The 18,027-nt window shown below is 45.0% G+C and carries 9 protein-coding genes and 1 pseudogene; 5 read left to right on the top strand and 5 right to left on the bottom strand.

Features of this window, described 5'->3' with window-relative positions; all coding sequences use genetic code 11:
* Positions 1–188 precede the first annotated feature (188 nt).
* The 4 genes and pseudogenes from HG267_RS24295 to rpsT form a co-directional block, all read right to left on the bottom strand.
* Positions 189–6,140, bottom strand: a pseudogene (locus HG267_RS24295) (DNA-directed RNA polymerase subunit beta'').
* Positions 6,141–6,274: 134 nt separating this feature from the next.
* Positions 6,275–9,574 (bottom strand): DNA-directed RNA polymerase subunit beta, encoded by a 3,300-nt coding sequence (gene rpoB / locus HG267_RS24290; protein ID WP_045868367.1) that lies wholly within the window; start codon positions 9,572–9,574, stop codon positions 6,275–6,277.
* An 805-nt stretch (positions 9,575–10,379) separates the two neighbouring features.
* Positions 10,380–11,165: a TatD family hydrolase gene (locus HG267_RS24285; RefSeq protein ID WP_045868366.1), complete on the bottom strand. Its 786-nt coding sequence runs from the start codon at positions 11,163–11,165 to the stop codon at positions 10,380–10,382.
* 70 nt (positions 11,166–11,235) lie between these two features.
* Positions 11,236–11,532, bottom strand: coding sequence for a 30S ribosomal protein S20 (gene rpsT / locus HG267_RS24280; protein ID WP_045868365.1), 297 nt, complete (start codon positions 11,530–11,532; stop codon positions 11,236–11,238).
* 800 nt (positions 11,533–12,332) lie between these two features.
* Here rpsT and hisD point away from each other — a divergent pair.
* The 4 genes from hisD (at position 12,333) to HG267_RS24260 (ending at position 16,285) form a co-directional block, all read left to right on the top strand.
* Complete coding sequence (gene hisD, locus HG267_RS24275; protein ID WP_045868364.1) at positions 12,333–13,634, top strand: histidinol dehydrogenase; 1,302 nt, start codon at positions 12,333–12,335, stop codon at positions 13,632–13,634.
* Positions 13,635–13,811: 177 nt separating this feature from the next.
* The gene (locus HG267_RS24270) at positions 13,812–14,237 is read left to right on the top strand and encodes a universal stress protein (RefSeq protein WP_045868363.1); all 426 of its coding nucleotides are present in this window, start codon (positions 13,812–13,814) and stop codon (positions 14,235–14,237) included.
* A 28-nt stretch (positions 14,238–14,265) separates the two neighbouring features.
* Positions 14,266–14,862 (top strand): Uma2 family endonuclease, encoded by a 597-nt coding sequence (locus HG267_RS24265; protein ID WP_045868362.1) that lies wholly within the window; start codon positions 14,266–14,268, stop codon positions 14,860–14,862.
* A gap of 88 nt (positions 14,863–14,950) precedes the next feature.
* Complete coding sequence (locus HG267_RS24260) at positions 14,951–16,285, top strand: HlyD family secretion protein (RefSeq protein ID WP_045868361.1); 1,335 nt, start codon at positions 14,951–14,953, stop codon at positions 16,283–16,285.
* A gap of 78 nt (positions 16,286–16,363) precedes the next feature.
* Here the strand turns inward: HG267_RS24260 and HG267_RS24255 are convergent, their stop codons facing one another.
* Positions 16,364–16,750: a hypothetical protein gene (locus HG267_RS24255; RefSeq protein WP_045868360.1), complete on the bottom strand. Its 387-nt coding sequence runs from the start codon at positions 16,748–16,750 to the stop codon at positions 16,364–16,366.
* Between the two features lie 339 nt (positions 16,751–17,089).
* Here HG267_RS24255 and hslO point away from each other — a divergent pair, with 339 nt between their 5' ends.
* A complete protein-coding gene (gene hslO / locus HG267_RS24250) occupies positions 17,090–17,995 on the top strand; it encodes an Hsp33 family molecular chaperone HslO (protein WP_045868359.1) in 906 nt (301 codons plus the stop codon).
* Positions 17,996–18,027 lie beyond the last annotated feature (32 nt).

Here is an 18,027-nt window from a genome sequence, read left to right as displayed (position 1 = left end):
GCCTCACAAATTACGAATTACGAATTACGCATTACGAATTGGTATTAAGTAATGATTAGCTCAACAAACTCTGTCATCAATTCATTTTAGTGGGGCTAGTGAATTTGTAACTCATAATTTTTATAACAACAAAAAAGGCAAAAGAAAATTTTCTTTTGCCTTTAGTTAATTTCTACCTGTTCAGGTTTTTATTCGTAATCGTCCTCATCATCGTCATCATCATCCTCGTAGTCATCATCATCTACAAGGTCGGTGATTTCATCGGCGATTAAGTCATCATCATCCAAAATAGAGCGTTCTGTACGTCTGGTAGCACCAAAAGTAGGTTCAGTCAGAGACGGAGCATCTAAATTGTAGGTACGAGCTGTGCGATCATCTAGCACCATATCTAACGGATCGTCTACTTCATCTAAGACGCTGCTGCTATCTAGTGCAGCGTAATCATCAATGGCTCCTGTTTCTTCATAGGCATTGTAGCCAGTACCAGCAGGAATCAAGCGTCCGATGATCACGTTTTCTTTTAACCCCCGCAGCCAGTCAGATTTACCTTCAATGGCAGCTTCGGTTAAGACTCTGGTGGTTTCTTGGAAAGAAGCAGCAGAAATAAAGCTGTCGGTGTTCAAGGATGCTTTGGTGATCCCTAATAATACGGGGGTATACTGTGCCCTAGCACCGCCAGTAATAGCCATTGCTTCGTTCACCTGCTCAACTTGGCGCAATTCCACCAATTCACCGGGAAGCATAGTGGTGTCACCACCATCATCAATCCGAACTTTGTTGGTCATCTGGCGAACAATCACTTCGATGTGTTTGTCAGCAATATCAATACCTTGGGATTGATATACTAACTGCACTTCGTTCACCAAGAAGGTTTGCACTTTTTGTAAAGCATGGCTAGCGCAAGCGTAGACTCCATCTTCGGAACCCAGGCTAAAGAAAACTTCCAAAATTTCGTGGGGGTTAGAAGGGCCATCACTGAGGGGCTGTCCTGCAGTTACATGGGAACCATCTGTTACCACTAAGTTTTGTCCAGGGCCGAGAGGATAGTCTGTGACTACTCCATTCGGTTCTACTACTTTAATTGCGATCGCTTCATCACCATCGCCGTAAACTACCTTAACTTCACCAGCCCGACGGCATAAGATACAAGCTTCTTTGGGTTTCCGGGCTTCTAGTAGTTCTTCAATCCGGGGCAAACCTTGGATAATGTCCCCAGTTTTAGCACGTTCAAATACCAGCAACACCAAGTTATCACCACGCTGTACCAAATCGCCGTCTTCGATTTGCAACACAGCACCAGGGCTGACTCGATAGGGACGACCGATACGGATATCAACGGAGTAATTTTTAGTACTGAGTGCTGATTCACCAGCAGCAGAACTAGCGGCCGTATTCCTGATATTTATGACTTGCCCAGATTCAGGAGCAAAGATGCCAGGAGCGATTTCTGCACCTTCGACTAACAAGTCTCCTACCTTCAGGTTGGGTTGGACGTTAGTATTGATTGTGATTTTGTCAACGCTGTCACGTAAAACTAGACAACGGCGGACGTTTTCTGAGCCTTTCTGTACACCCCGTACTGTACCGCCTTCTTTACACAAGATTTGGGTACTGGCGACAACTGCACCAGGGGCGATGGTTTGTCCATCCTGTACTTCTAGTGAAGTTTGGGTACTACCTTGAGTAGCGTCAGCGGTAATATCGCGACGAATCACCAAAGATTCCAAAATTACTAACTGCAAGCGCTGCAGATCTGCATCGTCAGAATCGGGTATTAATTCAATATCAGCTGCTAAGGGAGAAGCATTGTGGTCTTGTTCGCCTTCTTGCTCGATTTCCAAAACTAGTTGGGTACGCAGCAGTTCTACGCCTTCTACAGACTTGACACGTTCAGAATCTTTGTAAGGTAGTCTTTGTACTGCCCGTAACTGAATTGAACGCCCAGTTTGTTGGCTAACAGATGTGGTGGATGGCACATCTGGGTTGGTAGGAACAGCAAACTCCACTACGGGGCGGCTCAATAAAGCTGGGCCTTCTGGAGACTCCACATACTGGATATAGCGCAATTCGGTAGCTACTGTACCTTGGAATTCTTCTCCGGGTTGAATGAAGGTATTGTCTCGACCGATGACTGCTTCGGGATCGTCTACCATCAGCAGTTCACCTGGCTTAATCACGACTTCCCGCAAGATGTCGTTTTTCTGAGTAACTTCAATTACACCACTGTTTTGGCAGAAGATATCTTTCACGACTTCGGTGCCAGCTTCCACGAACTGTCCATCTTCCACCAACAGCAAGGAGATGTCTTTGTTGACTTCGTGGGTTTCTTCGGGAATCCACAGCAGGGTACCACCCTGTACTACTTCATAACCGAGCTTGGCTTTACCTTTTTTCTGAACTTCTACACCCGCGAATTTCAGGAAGCCCCCAGTGGTGGTGCGATAGCGGTCATCAATTAATTCCGCTACTACTTGACCATTCTGCACTTTTGTGCCTGGTGTAGCTCTGAGGTTAAATACTTGGTTATTACCAGTAGTAACTAAGTAGTTGTTGCGACCTTGGGAGCTTTGAACTGTGACAGTAGCTTGGTCTAAGACGACAGAAGCAGTAATAATTTCAATTTCTCTAGTGCTCTTACCAGGGGTAGCTTCTGGCAAGCGGACTGTACCACCGTGCAAGGTAGTGAGTTTGGTTTCTGCTAATACACCATTAGAAGCGATCGCATCCCCATTTTTCACTACTAATTCGGCACCAGGTGGTAAGTTATAGACTTCCCCAGACAAAATCCAAATCAAACCACCTCTAGCGGCTGTGGTGGTGGTGTTGCCTTGGCGGTCTGTTTTTTGTTCGGGTACAACTTCCGCAAACTGTACTTCCCCTGCCAAGTCTGTTGCTACGTCTTTTACCGCTTTTTCAGTATTGGCACGAGCTGTACGTCCACCAAGGGCAACTTCTGCTAGCAATTGCCCTTGTTTTACTTGGTTCCCATCAAATACATAAAGTGTCGAGCCTTGAGTTAGATGTACTTCTTGGGGAGGCGGGGTGTCGGTGCCGACTTTTTTCGGTTCCAAAATCAGGATACCGTTGGCCTCAACATACAGAGCATCTTCACCGTGACGGGTACGATATGCTCTTACCTTCAGCTTCCGAGGAATTTTGACAGTACCATCAATTTTTGAACGTACTTGTTGTGCGACTTCCCCAGTGAACACCCCACCTGTGTGGAATGTCCGCATGGTTAGCTGGGTACCAGGTTCCCCAATACTTTGGGCGGCAATAATCCCCACAGCTTCACCCAAGTCCACCATCTTGGCGTGGGCTAAACTCCAGCCGTAGCAATGTTGACAAACTGAACGTGCCGCTTCACAAGTGAGAGGCGATCGCGCCAATACTTCAGTTACCCCAGATTTTTGAATTTTTGCTGCCAATTCATCGGAAACTGGGGTATTCCTTGGTGCTATCACTTCTTTTGTCTTAGGATCTACCACATCTTCCGCCACTACCCGCCCATGTAAGCGAGTAGCTAGAGGAATTTTTGTTTTGCCACCTTCTACCATTGCCCGAATGGGAATGCCTCTGGTAGTACCGCAATCAAATTCCCGGATAATTACATCCTGGGATACGTCCACCAGACGACGGGTCAGATAACCAGAGTCAGCCGTCCGTAAGGCTGTATCTACCAGCCCTTTGCGGGCACCGTAAGACGAAATAATGTATTCCGTAACGGTGAGTCCTTCACGGAAGTTGGTTTTGATGGGTAAGTCAATAATTTCCCCTTGGGGATCTGCCATCAATCCCCGCATCCCTACCAGCTGCCGGACTTGGGAGATATTACCCCGTGCGCCAGAGAATGCCATCATGTACACGGAATTGAGGGGATTGGTCTTTTTAAAGTGAACAACTACCTCATCTTTCAGAGCTTCACTGGTACCGTTCCAGGTATCAATTACTTTTTGAAAGCGTTCTACTTCCGTAATTTCCCCACGTTGGTAACGAGCTTCAGTAGCGCGAATTTCTTCTTCAGCTGCTTCTAGCAGCGCCCGCTTGGAAGGTGGCACCATCAAATCATCGACACTGATAGATACCCCTGCTTTGGTGGCATAGCGAAATCCTAAGTCTTTCAGTTTGTCCGCCATGACTGCGGTACGCGCTGTACCGTAATTTACAAAAGACCAAGAAATTAAATTTCTCAGCTGGCCTTTATCAACTACGCGATTGCGGAAAATTGCCTGTTCGTTTGTCATTAGTGATTCATCCCCAAGTTAGCTTGCCAGTGCTTCCTGAATTGCTTTGTTGTAAATAACGCGGCCTGGTGTCGTGCGGACATACTGAGACAATAAATTTCCTTGAGCGTCTTCTCTGACTCGGCGGTATTTATACAGCAAAGTTCGAGTACCATCGCTGTTGTCTGTCACTTCCAGTGGTTCTGTGTCGGGCCCGTCTGATTCTACTTCTCCATCAAACCGCACGTAGATATAGGCGTGCAAGTCAATTTGCTCTTGCTGGAACGCCATAATTACGTCGTCAAGAGAAGCAAAATACCGGCCTGCCCCTTTGGTTGCACCAGGGTTTTCTGCAGTTAAATAATATGCTCCCAATACCATGTCTTGGCTGGGTGTAATAATTGGTTTCCCGGTAGCTGGCGACAAGATATTGTTAGAAGCCAGCATTAATAACCGCGCTTCTGCCTGACTTTCTAAAGACAAGGGTACGTGTACCGCCATTTGGTCACCGTCAAAGTCAGCGTTAAATGCCGGACAGACTAAAGGATGGAGTTGAATAGCTCTCCCTTCCACCAAAATTGGCTCAAATGCCTGAATCCCTAAGCGGTGCAGTGTCGGTGCCCGGTTCAGCAGTACGGGGTGTCCTTCAATCACTTCTTCCAGTACATCCCACACGCTGGGATCGTTACGAGAGATGAGTTTTTTCGCTGCTTTGATGTTGTTGACCATACCGCTGCGAATCAAGCGATTGATCACAAAGGGCTGAAATAGCTCAATTGCCATTTCTCTGGGCAAACCGCACTGGTGGATATTTAATTTTGGCCCCACCACAATTACAGAACGACCCGAGTAGTCAACCCGTTTACCTAACAAGTTTTGCCGGAAGCGCCCTTGCTTACCTTCAATAATGTCAGATAAGGACTTCAAGGGACGGTTATTGGCTCCGACTACAGTGCGTCCTCTCCGACCGTTATCAATCAAAGCGTCTACTGCCTCTTGCAACATCCGCTTTTCGTTCCGCACAATAATTTCTGGTGCCAAAATTTCTTGTAGGCGTGCCAGACGATTATTCCGGTTAATGACTCGGCGATACAAATCATTCAAATCGCTGGTGGCAAATCGACCACCATCGAGTTGCACCATTGGGCGTAAGTCTGGAGGAATCACAGGGATAACTGCCATTACCATCCACTCTGGTTTAGAACCCGTAGCGATGAAGTTGTCAATTACCCGCAGGCGTTTAATTAACTTGGCTCGCTTTTGTCCTTTAGCATTGCCAATTTCTTCCCGGAGGCTTTCAGCTTCTTGCTCTAAATTAATATCAGCGAGTAAGTGTAACAGGGCCTCAGCACCAATACCTACCTCTACACCTTGTAGCTGGGAATCTTCACTATAAATTTGGTCTTCAATTTCTAGCCACTGGTCTTCACTGAGTAGCTGCTTGTAGGTTAAGGTTTCGGCATTACCAGGGCTAAGAACAACATAAGAGTTGAAATAGACAATTTGTTCTACATCCCGCAAGGGCATATCTAGCAAAATGGAAATATAGCTAGGAATCCCTTTGAGGTACCAAACGTGAGCAACTGGGGCAGCGAGTTTAATATATCCCATGCGGTGCCGCCGCACCCGTGACTCGGTAACTTCTACACCACAGCGTTCGCAAACAATGCCTCTATGACGAACTCTTTTATATTTACCGCAATGGCATTCCCAATCTTTTGCTGGGCCAAAGATGCGTTCGCAAAATAAGCCGTCCATCTCTGGCTTGAGAGTACGGTAATTGATTGTTTCTGGCTTGGTAACTTCACCCACAACCTGACCATTAGGCAAAGTGCGTTCGCCCCACTGCCGAATGCGTTCTGGTGATGCCAAGCCGATTTTTACGTAGTCAAACTGATTGGTTTGGGCGTTTCTCATACTTAAGTGCTGAGTTCTGAGTTATGAGTATATTTAGTTTTTTGTTGAAAACTGGGCGTTAGACAAGGGGCATTGGGCATTAGGCATTGAGATTAATTTCTCTGCCCTATTCCCTATGCCCTATTGCCTAATCTTTATTCGTCATCTTCCAGTGATTCACGGGATAGAGATTCATAGGTGGGTCGAGGTGGTGTGCGACGAGCTGATTGGTCTGCCATCAAATCAACTTCCACATCTAAAGAACTACCATCTGCTTGGGTTTCTACTTTGTGGACAGCAATATCTAAGCCTAAAGATTGCAGTTCTCGCATCAACACCTTAAAGGATTCTGGCGTACCTGGTCTGGGGATAGCCTTGCCTTTGACAATGGCGTTGAGGGCTTCATTTCTTCCCTGCATATCATCTGATTTCACTGTCAGCAATTCTTGCAAGGTGTAAGCAGCACCAAAGGCTTCCAATGCCCACACTTCCATTTCTCCGAAGCGCTGACCACCTTGTTGTGCTTTACCACCCAAGGGTTGCTGCGTCACCAGAGAGTAGGGGCCTGTAGACCGGGCGTGGATTTTATCATCCACCAAGTGCACCAGCTTCAGCATATAAGCTACGCCCACGGTTACTGGTCGGTCAAAGGGTTCGCCAGTGCGGCCATCGAAGACCATGATTTTGCCAGGATCATCGGGGTTGTATACCCAATTTCTACCTGTTTCATCCCGTGCTTCTTGCAATTTGCCATGCACAATTCGGCGAGATGATTCTTCCCCATACATTTCATCAAAGGGAGTAATCTTAAACCTGACACCTAAGTTTTGTCCTGCCCATCCCAACAAACACTCAAACACCTGTCCGACATTCATCCGGCTGGGTACACCTAAGGGGTTGAGGACGATATCTACTGGTGAACCATCTGGTAAGTAAGGCATATCTTCTAAGGGCAAGATGCGGGAGATAATTCCCTTGTTGCCATGTCGTCCTGCCATTTTGTCGCCGACTTGGATTTTTCGTTTCTGGGCGACATACACCCGGACTACCATATTGGCACCTGGTGGTAGTTCATCTCCTTGTTCACGGGTAAATAGACGCACGTCAACAACGCGTCCTTTTTCACCGTTAGGAACTCGCAGGGAGTTATCGCGCACATCCCGGGCTTTTTCCCCGAAGATTGCCCTGAGTAGTTTTTCTTCTGGAGGTTGGTCAGATTCACCTTTGGGTGTAACTTTTCCAACTAAGATATCCCCAGCTTCTACCCAAGCCCCAATACGGATAATTCCTTGTTCATCTAGTTGCCGTAAAGCATCTTCCCCAACGTTAGGAATTTCTCGGGTAATTTCTTCTGGGCCCAGTTTGGTCTGTCTCGCCTCAATTTCATATTTCTCAATGTGAATTGAGGTGTAAACATCATCCTGAACTAACCTTTCGGAAATCAAAATCGCGTCTTCGTAGTTGTAGCCTTCCCAAGGCATATAAGCGACGACGATATTTTGACCCAGGGCTAATTCTCCCCCTTCTGTAGAGGAGCCATCAGCTAATACCTGACCAGCAACAACACGCTCACCTATCCTTACCAAGGGTTTTTGGTTAAGGCAGGTGTCTTGGTTGGAACGCTGATACTTGGATAGGGTGTACTTAATTTCTGAATTTGAGTTTTTGACGCGGACGCGAATTGTTGTGGCATCGACATAAACCACATCGCCATCAGTACGAGATACAATTACCATCCCGGAGTCACGAGCGCCTTGGGCTTCTAAGCCTGTACCCACTAATGGACGCTCTGGCTTGAGCAAGGGTACTGCTTGCCGTTGCATGTTGGAACCCATCAATGCCCGGTTTGCGTCGTCATGCTCCAAGAAAGGAATCATACTCGTAGCTACCGATACAATCTGTACGGGAGATACTGCTACGTAATCCACCTGCTCTGGGGTGGTGGTAGAGAATTCCTGACGATAGCGGACTGGCACTTGCGGGCCAATAATCATCCCATTTTCATCAACTGGGATATCCCCAGGAGCAACTCGCAAATCGTCTTCTTCATCGGCAGTCATGTAAGCTGGCTGCAGGTCAAACCTCACACGACCGTTTTCCACTGGTCTAAATGGAGTTTCCAAGAAGCCGTATTGGTTGACCCGCGCATGGGTTGCTAAGGAGCCAATCAAACCAGCGTTGGGCCCTTCTGGGGTTTCAATGGGGCAAATCCGTCCGTAGTGGCTGGGGTGGATATCTCGCACAGCAAACCCAGCTCTTTCTCTGGTTAAACCACCAGGGCCAAGGGCAGAGAGACGGCGTTTGTGAGTCAGTTCTGCTAAGGGATTGGTTTGATCCATGAACTGACTTAATTGACTGGAGCCGAAGAATTCTTTAATGGCGGCGACCAGTGGTTTGGGGTTGACTAGGGAGGCTGGGGTGAGAACTTCTGCATCGGATACTGTCATCCGTTCCCGAATTATTCTCTCTAGGCGGTTTAAACCTACACGTACTTGGTTTTGTAGCAGTTCACCAACACTCCGCACCCGGCGATTGCCCAAATGGTCAATGTCGTCAATGCTACCGATGTCATATTCCAGATTGATCAGGTAGTCTACTGCGGCCAAGATGTCGCCAGGGGTTAAGACGCGCATGGTGTCAGGAACCGACAGCCGTAATTTTTTGTTGAGCTTATAGCGCCCTACACGACCCAAATCGTAACGTTTAGGGTCGAAGAATCGGGAATCTAACAACTGCTGTCCACCCAAAACTGTAGGTGGCTCACCAGGACGCAATTTGCGATATAACTCCATTAGGGCTTCTTCTTCCGAAAATTGCCCTTCTTTTTCAATGGTTTTTTGGAAATACTCAGGGTGTCGTAAAGCGTCAAAGATTTCGTTATCTGATAAACCTAGGGCTTTTAACAGCACTTGGGCTGAGAGTTTGCGGGTTTTATCAATCCGTACCCACACTAGATCGTTACGGTCTGTTTCAAATTTCAGCCACGCACCCCGATTGGGAATTAAGCTAGCTGAATAGGTGCGGCGACCGTTTTTATCAATTTCTGATTTGTAATAAACTCCAGGCGATCGCACAATTTGGTTGACGATTACCCGTTCGGCACCGTTAATAATGAAAGTACCGCGATCGGTCATCAACGGCAGATCGCCAATAAAGACTTCTTGTTCTTTAATATCCCCGGTTTCTTTGTTGAGTAGCCTTGTGGGAACATACATTTGGACGGCGTATGTACTATCTCGCCGTTTGGCTTCTTCGACACTGTACTTTGGTTCTTTAAGTTTGTAGTTTTGACCTAAAAAGTGCAGTTCTAGTTTGCCAGTGTAATCTGTAATCGGACTAAAGGAGTTTAGTTCTTCTATTAGCCCTTCTTCTAAAAACCAACGGAAGCTGGAACGCTGGATTTCAATCAAGTCGGGCAACAGAAAGGCGGGTTCAATATATGTTTCGTTTGTCATGCCTCTACCTTTGTCAACCTGGTTAAACTTACCATTGGACACTGCTGTTTCACGGTTCCCACCGCTAGCCAGTGTCCGTAGCTGTTTGGGAACTTCTCCTTAACGCCACCTGCTAGAGCGCAGGTACGGGCAAACGCAGAAATTAAAGCTGGAAAGTGCTATCTTGACAAGGGGGAAAGTACTCCCTTAAAAGTGACCATTATAACTAATAACCAGCTACTAGGTTGATTGCTCAAAAGCAGATGGTTGAGATAGTCTGGAATTAAATTGGCTGTCGTCACTTCCCCTCCCACAAGCGCGTTAATTAGACTCCGCAGCTTTGTTCTGTTGTGTCTTCAATACCCCTCTATATTTAGACTCACGGTGATATCCTAAAACTAAGAAACCGAGTGGCTGTTAACCGACTCTGGATTAGTATGTCTTTTTCTTGCTGGGTTATTCTCACAAGGCAATTACGTTTAACAGTTTTCTATAGGTGAAATACGGAAAAGGTATTTTTTTGAAAGCGTCTAGCTCAACCTACTATATTTTCAGGCTTGGCGATCGCGGCTCGTACATCCGCTTGTAGAGATAGGAGGATGATCGACCCCTGTAAATTAGCAGCTTAGTTACCCAAAGGGGAACTGCTCTGGGGGTGGCGATGGTCAAGTTGATAACAGGTTACTACCAATCTTAGAAGTATTGATTTCCTTCCTTTATCATTATGGCGCAAGCAAAATGTTTTGGAGGAAATAATTTTAGCATATTTCCGTCCTCCGAGGTGTTTATTTATTTTTACACAGCTAACTACACTTACAGGTACAGTCTATAGTACCAGACCAAATAATTCACAAGCATTTTGGGTAGTTTGATTAGCTATCTCTTCTACTGTTTTCCCACGCAGTTGGGCTATGCTCTCTGCTACATAACGGACGTAAGCAGGTTCATTCCTACCTGTACCTCGTTTGGGGACGGGAGCGAGAAAAGGACAGTCTGTTTCAATGAGCAAGCGATCGCTCGGTACCATTGCGGCGGTAGCTTGGATCTGCTTGGCGTTTTTGAAGGTAACTGTCCCGCTAAAGCTAATGTAAAACCCTAAGTCAATAAACCATTGAGCTTCTTCAGGTGTTCCACCCCAACAATGCATTACACCCCGTAATTTTTCTCCTTTTTGTTCTCGCCATTTTTGCAACACTTCTCTTACCTGTGCCGCAGCATCACGACAGTGGATAATTATCGGTAAATTAAGTTCAGTGGCGATCGCTAATTGCGCTTCAAATACCATGCGCTGTTGCTCATAGTTATCTGCTTTACGCAAATCCAGCCCCATTTCCCCCATTGCTACTACTTTCGCGTCAGATTGCGCCAACTTTGAGATTTCATCGGCTGTCTGATCAGTCCATTGTTTAGCATCTAAGGGATGTAAACCTACGGCAAAGCTGAGTTCGGGAAACTCATGTGCTATGGCTTGGATACTGGGAAATTCTGATGGTTCGACGCAGGAATGTATTAAATGCACTACACCTGCTTCTTGCCATCGCGATCGCACTGCTGCTAAATCTTGTTGAAAAACGTCAAAGTTAATGTGAACGTGGGTGTCAATTAGCTGCATTTTGGTTTAAGAGTCATTAGTCATTAGTCATTAGTCATTAGTACCAGACTAATGACTAAATGATTTTGGACTACTGTGCGGTTTGTGTAAGTGGTTTGAGTTTATGAGCCAATCTTGACTTTTTCCTGGCCCCATTGTTGGGATGAAGTACACCTCGCTTGACAGCTTTATCAATTTTGCTGTAAGCCTCAGCCAACCGCTCCTGTACTTGTTGATTTAATTCAGGAGTGGGATTAGCAGCATAAAGTTGTACTGCACTAAGGTACTTCTTCATCAGCGTCTTAACAGCTGATTTATATGCTTTATTACGCAAACGATTACGTTCTGCGATTTCGGCGCGCTTGAGAGCAGACTTTGTATTCGCCACAGTCAGTTCCAAAAAGACTATTAATATGTACACACACTACTAGATTTACTAATATAGCATCCAGATCGCCAATGTTAAGATTTCCGAAAAAATATCACTGCTGAGTTTTTTAGAAATATGGGATATGGGGCATTGGGCATTGGGCATTGGGCATAGAGATTGGATACTTTATTGAGTGGGAAATCCCTGCTCTATCTCAGATCTTTGCCGTTGTTGACTGGTACTGCAGTTTTGGCGGGGGTTTTAGATGTGCCTTCAACATGAGAAATGCGTTAAGATAAATTACTCCCATAAAGAATCATAGTTATCTTAGCTTCCTGGCGGATGCGTTAGGAGTCAACTTGCCGATGTACTATCTCTAGATCTCAGAGGCAAATAAGTATTACTAGTTACAGTTAAAGGTGAAAATTTAGAGATTGAACACATTGTTTCGCAATCGCTTTTAGCTAGTAAAATTAAGAAAAGTCAGTAAAAATTATACTCAGTCCCTAACTAAGTTCTCGATTCAGAGTGAATCGATGTGCAAACACATGATATCTATACTGGCGGGCAATTGAGTGATGGGATCAAAGGGTAGTGGAACTTGGCACGCCAACTCCCTGCTACAAGCCACTAAAGCTTGTGGGAATGAGCAATGAAGTCGCCTACTCAAGCAATACAGCAGTGAGAACACTGGAAGTATCAAAAAAATCCAGGTTAAGCTAGAGAAGAGAATTAGCGTCAGCTTGGTACCTCTTGGGGGAAAAAGCAAGACTGATTCTCAGGCGGGAACATTCTAATTTTGGCATTGTCCTTACTCCATGCTGCGAATCATTACTCAGCAGGCAGACGTTATAGCAGAACTACAACGTATCTGCGATCGCACCCATGATGACCAGGTGCTTCACAAAGAGGCAACGGTGCGAGAAGTGTTACAAGCAGTGAAGCGCCAAGGCAACAAGGCTGTGTTGCATTATACAGCCGAATTTGACAACCAAACTCTCAAGCCAGAGGAACTGCGCGTTACAGGTTCAGAACTAGATGCAGCTTACCAACAAGTTTCTCAAGAGTTGCTGGCAGCGATTCGGCTGGCTTGCCAACAAATTGAAGCCTTTCACCGTAAGCGAGTACCAAAAAGTTGGGTAGAATTTGGTGATGATGATGTAGTACTGGGCAAACGCTACAACCCTGTGGATCGTGCTGGTTTATATGTGCCTGGTGGTCGCTCTGGCTATCCTAGCACGGTACTGATGAATGCAATTCCGGCCAAGGTGGCTGGTGTACCGCGCTTAGTTATGGTAACCCCTCCAGGAGCAGGCAAAGCAATTAGCCCGGCTGTTTTAGTCGCAGCTCAAGAAGTTGGGATTCAAGAAATTTATCGCGTTGGGGGCGCACAAGCGATCGCGGCTTTAGCCTATGGTACAGAAACAATTCCTAAAGTTAATGTCATTGCTGGCCCAGGGAATATTTATGTGACACTGGCAAAAAAATTGGTCTATGGTACTGTCGGTATTGATTGTTTAGCTGGGCCAAGCGAAGTGCTAATTATTGCTGATGAAACCGCAAATCCCGTACATGTGGCTACTGATATGTTAGCACCAGCCGAACATGACCCAATGGCAGCAGCGATTTTGTTGACTACGGATGCGGCTTTGGCAAAAAACGTACAAGTTGCCGTGGAAAGACAATTGGTAGATCATCCCCGCAGAATAGATACAGAAAAAGCGATCGCTCACTATGGCTTAATTGTGATTGTAGAATCTCTCGATGCCGCAGCAGAACTCGCTAATGAGTTTGCCCCTGAACATTTAGAATTAGAAATTCAAGACCCTTGGGAATTACTACCAAAAATTCGCCATGCTGGGGCAATTTTCTTAGGAGACTCTACACCGGAAGCTATCGGGCATTATTTAGCTGGGCCAAATCATACTTTGCCTACCTCTGGTGCAGCTCGTTATGCTTCGGGGTTGGGTGTAGAAACTTTCATGAAACACTCCAATATTATTCAATATTCCCAATCTGCATTGCAGAAGGTAGCTGGTGCAATTGATGTATTGGCAACAGCAGAGGGATTCCCATCTCACGCCGATTCAGTAAGAAGACGAATTCAGCGTGAAGAATGATTGAAAGTGCAGAATTTTTGCTTATACTTTTGGTAAAAGTCAATAGATGGCTGCAAACCAAAAGTTTGGCTAATCAGGTCATATAGAAACTTGGTTGACAGCTAGTTGTTGGTATAGCTGCCAACAAACTTTAGTCAGTATGTGTTTAAGGGGTCTACTCTTGAGGAGACGGGGGCGGTGCTAAAAACTATTTTGGTAGCTCTGGATGGTTCGGAAGTTGCAGAACGGGTAATTCAGACTTTAGATGAATTGGCGCTGTCAGAAGATAGCAAAGTGATTCTCTGTCATGTTTTTCCTACACCAGAGTCAGAGATGGAACTACCCGCCGATAAACCTCATTCAGATTCACCAACATTGTCTTTCTTTCATATTGAAAAGCAGCTGCAAGCTTACCAAGAGAGTTTGTCAGTTAAAAGTGCATTAGAACTGGTAAATGGCGATCCGGCGGAAGAGATTATTCGCTTGGCAAATATTTATAATGCTGACTTAATCGTTATTGGTAGTCGTGGTTTAACAGGAATGAAGCGAATTGTCCTGGGTTCTGTGAGTATTCAAGTTGTAGAAGAAGCGAGTTGTTCGGTGTTGGTGGTAAAGCCAAATTAGAATGAATTAAAGGCAATAAAAGAATGCCATGACAATAACTCCTGCAGTTACTAAACGACTAACTTTTCAGGAATATTTAGCTTATGACGATGGCACCGATACCCGCTATGAATTGGTCAATGGAGAACTAATTCCGATAAGTTTGGGAAGTGGGGAACATGGTGCAGTTGCAGAATTTTTAAATGTTTGTTTCCGCAGTGAAATTAACCGTTTAAAGTTAGATTGGACTTCTAAACAAATGGTTATTGGTATTCGTTCCCCACATGCTGGGCGATGGGATACCTCCAGAATTCCAGATGTATTGGTGATTCCCATGTCTCAGTGGCGTGAGTTAAGAAACCGCGAAGCAGTAATTGAACTTAACGAACCACCACCGTTGTTAGTTGTAGAAATCGTCAGTGAATCAACAAAGATTGTTGATTATCGAGCTAAACGAGTTGAGTATAATGTTCTCAATATTCCAGAGTATTGGATTGTTGATCCTTTACTCAAGAAAGTAACTGTGTTTACATTAATTGAAGACTTATACGAACCTGTAGAGTTCGTTGATGGTGATTACATAAAATCTCAAATTTTTCCAGAGTTGCAATTAACTGTAGAGCAAGTTTTAACTGCTGAGGGTTAAATTTAAATTTAACTCAGTGGAATTTCCATTGCTGCTACTTGGTTGCTTGTGCATGAATTGAGATACTGCCTACCTTTCATCGTAATTTATGCATAATGACCCCAGTCCAGACTTGTTTCGCCCCATCAGCAGCGATCAGTTTCTTCCAGCAATTAGTCTCTGGACAACTTTAGGGGGTTTATTTCTCGTTAGCACTGTAGGTATAGCCTTGGTTTTGGCTGCGGTAACTCACTACAACGTCACCGTTACAGCACCCGCTATCGTTCGCCCTGCAGGAGATGTACGTTTAGTGCAAGCAGGTAGTGAGGGAGTTGTGAAAAAGATTGTGGTGAAAGAAAATCAGGTGGTGAAATCAGGGGATGCGATCGCCTATATTGATTCTTCGCAACTGGAAACTAAAAAAAGTCAGCTTTTAGGTACGATTCACCAGAATAATTTACAGTTATCACAAATTGCAGCCCAAGTCAAGACGCTACAAACTCAAATCGCGGCGGAATCTAATTCTATGCAACGAGCGATCGCGGCGGCGGCGGCTGACTTGAGGCGCAACCAACGAGATTATCAAGACCAAAAAATCACCACTTTCACACAAGTGCAAGAAGCAGAAGCCGCGCTGGAATTAGCTAAGGAGGAAATGAAGCGATATCAGCAACTAGGAAATACAGGTGCGATCGCTATTCTGCAAATTAAAGAGAAAGAACAGGCTTATAAAGCAGCATTAGCTAAACTCAAACGTGCTCAAGCTGGACTTAACCCCAGTAATGCGACTGTGACAATCGCTAATGAACGTATTGCCCAAGAAAAGGCTAAAGGCGAATCGACACTGGCGACTTTGAAGAAAGAACAAGAAGAATTAATTCGCCGTCAAGTTGAAATCCAAAACCAGATTAATAGCGACCAAAAAGAATTAACACAAGTCTCTACAGAACTGCAAAAAACTGTCATTCGCACCTCAGAGGCGGGTACAATTTTGAAGCTGGAAATTAGAAATACTGGGCAGGTAGTGCGTGCGGGAGATGCGATCGCGCAAATTTCCCCTAATCAAGCACCTTTAATTGTGAAAGCCCGTGTAGCGGCGGCTGATATTAGTAAAGTGCGCCTATGTCAAGCTACTCAAGTAACGCAATGTAACCAGGGTAAAGTTATTATGCGGGTTTCTGCTTATCCTTACCCAGATTATGGCACGCTCAATGGTGCGGTTCGAGGCATTAGCGCTGATGCAATTGCACCCCAAACTAATAGTAATGTTGCAGTTGTACCTTACTATGAAGTCACAATCGAGCCGGATAAACTGGAGCTAATTAAAGGTAATCAATCCTATGGCATTCAACCAGGTATGGAAGTAACAGCCGATATTATTGCCCAGGAAGAAACTGTATTGACATTTATGTTAAGAAAAGCCAGGTTACTCACAGATTTGTAGGTTGTAGTAAGCAATTTCGGATTTAAATTATCAATACGAAAATACTTACTACAGCCCTATCAAAATTTATAAAAATTCTTATGATTTTTGGCTTGCTAAAAATTGCCGCAAACTCAATAAGCTGAAAGTTTGTCCTAAATTTAACGGTAATAGTGACACTCCTTCTAAGCGGGACTGTACCCAACCTTCTCCCCAATACCATTCATGAAAACCATCAATTCCGCCACTGAGTAACAAGCGTAGGCAATTAGGCTTAACCACACTTACTTGATGATGAATCTGGATGGGCCCTGTCCAAGTAGTAAACTGAAACCCGGACTGTAGTTCTTCTGGCATTCCAGAAGCAAAGCGTTGCCCTAAAAGCCATTTTTGTAATTGCGCTGGACGTAGCAGACTGTCATGGATGGCATTTGCTGATGCTTCGATTTCTATCCGCAGTTGACTTTTTTGAAAAGTACCTAGCATTTTTTAGGATGACACTGAGCCAAAATTAATTACTATTTTAGTAGTATGGCAAATATAGAATCAAAAATCAGAAAATAATTAGGGTTGTTGCATTTAAATATCAAGCTGGATAATCAATTATTTATTTTTGCATAGCAGTTAAATTTGATTTTTGAAACCTACTGCAGATAGGCAGAGTTGATTTATTGATGTACTGTCGGGAAATCCCTACCTACGGAACTTAGTATGAGAAAGATGTTTAAGTTTAGTTTAGATATACTAAGTTATACTAAATAAGACTTTAGTGTCCCAGCCTCATAGCAGAGGCGTTTAGTAACATACTATTTGGTAAGGTTTTTCATGGCGGATCAATTAATTCGCGCCACGGCAGCCGACGGTGGGATTAGAGCCGTAGGTGTGATCACTACGCGCCTCACAGAAGAAGCAAGACAACGTCACAAGCTATCTTATGTGGCAACAGCAGCACTGGGGCGGACTATGGCAGCAGGCTTGTTAATGGCTTCTAGTATGAAGCGGCCAGGCTCTAGAGTGAACGTCCGGGTGAAAGGTGATGGCCCGTTGAGTGGCATTTTGGTAGATGCGGGGTTAGATGGTACAGTCCGTGGCTACGTAGGTAACCCATCTATAGAATTACCACCTAACGCTAAAGGTAAATTAGATGTTGGTGGTGCAGTAGGTAAGGGTTTTCTCTACGTTGTCCGGGATATCGGTTATGGCTACCCTTACTCGAGTACGGTAGAACTGGTTTCTGGTGAAATTGGTGATGATGTCGCCCATTACTTGGTAAGTTCTGAACAAACACCTTCAGCGCTGGTTTTAGGTGTATTTGTGGGCGCAAATGGCGTAACGGCGGCGGGTGGATTGTTGGTGCAAGTGTTACCTAAAGCTGCTAGGGATGAAGCTTTAGTTGCCACCTTAGAATCACGAGTAGCTGCTTTATCAGGATTTACACCATTATTGCAAGCAGGCAAGAACTTGCCGGAAATCTTCACAGATTTACTGGGAGATATGGATCTGAATATATTTCCGGAAAGCCAAATTCTGCGCTTCCACTGTGGTTGCTCCTTTGATCGGATGTTGGGAGCATTAAAAATCTTGGGAGAAGCTGAACTACAAGATATGATCGTGAAAGATGATGGCGCTGAAGCCACTTGCGACTTTTGCGGCCGAGTCTACCAGGCCAGCAGCGATCAGTTGGCTCAGTTAATTGTCGATTTGCAGACGGAATCTTCGGTCTCTGGTTAGGGTGTAAAACCACACTGATTTTTCCAATTGTT

It is taken from the genome of Tolypothrix sp. PCC 7601, assembly GCF_025677855.1.
Taxonomy (GTDB): Bacteria; Cyanobacteriota; Cyanobacteriia; order Cyanobacteriales; family Nostocaceae; genus Aulosira; species Aulosira diplosiphon.
This window is presented reverse-complemented; position numbering and strand designations above follow the sequence as displayed.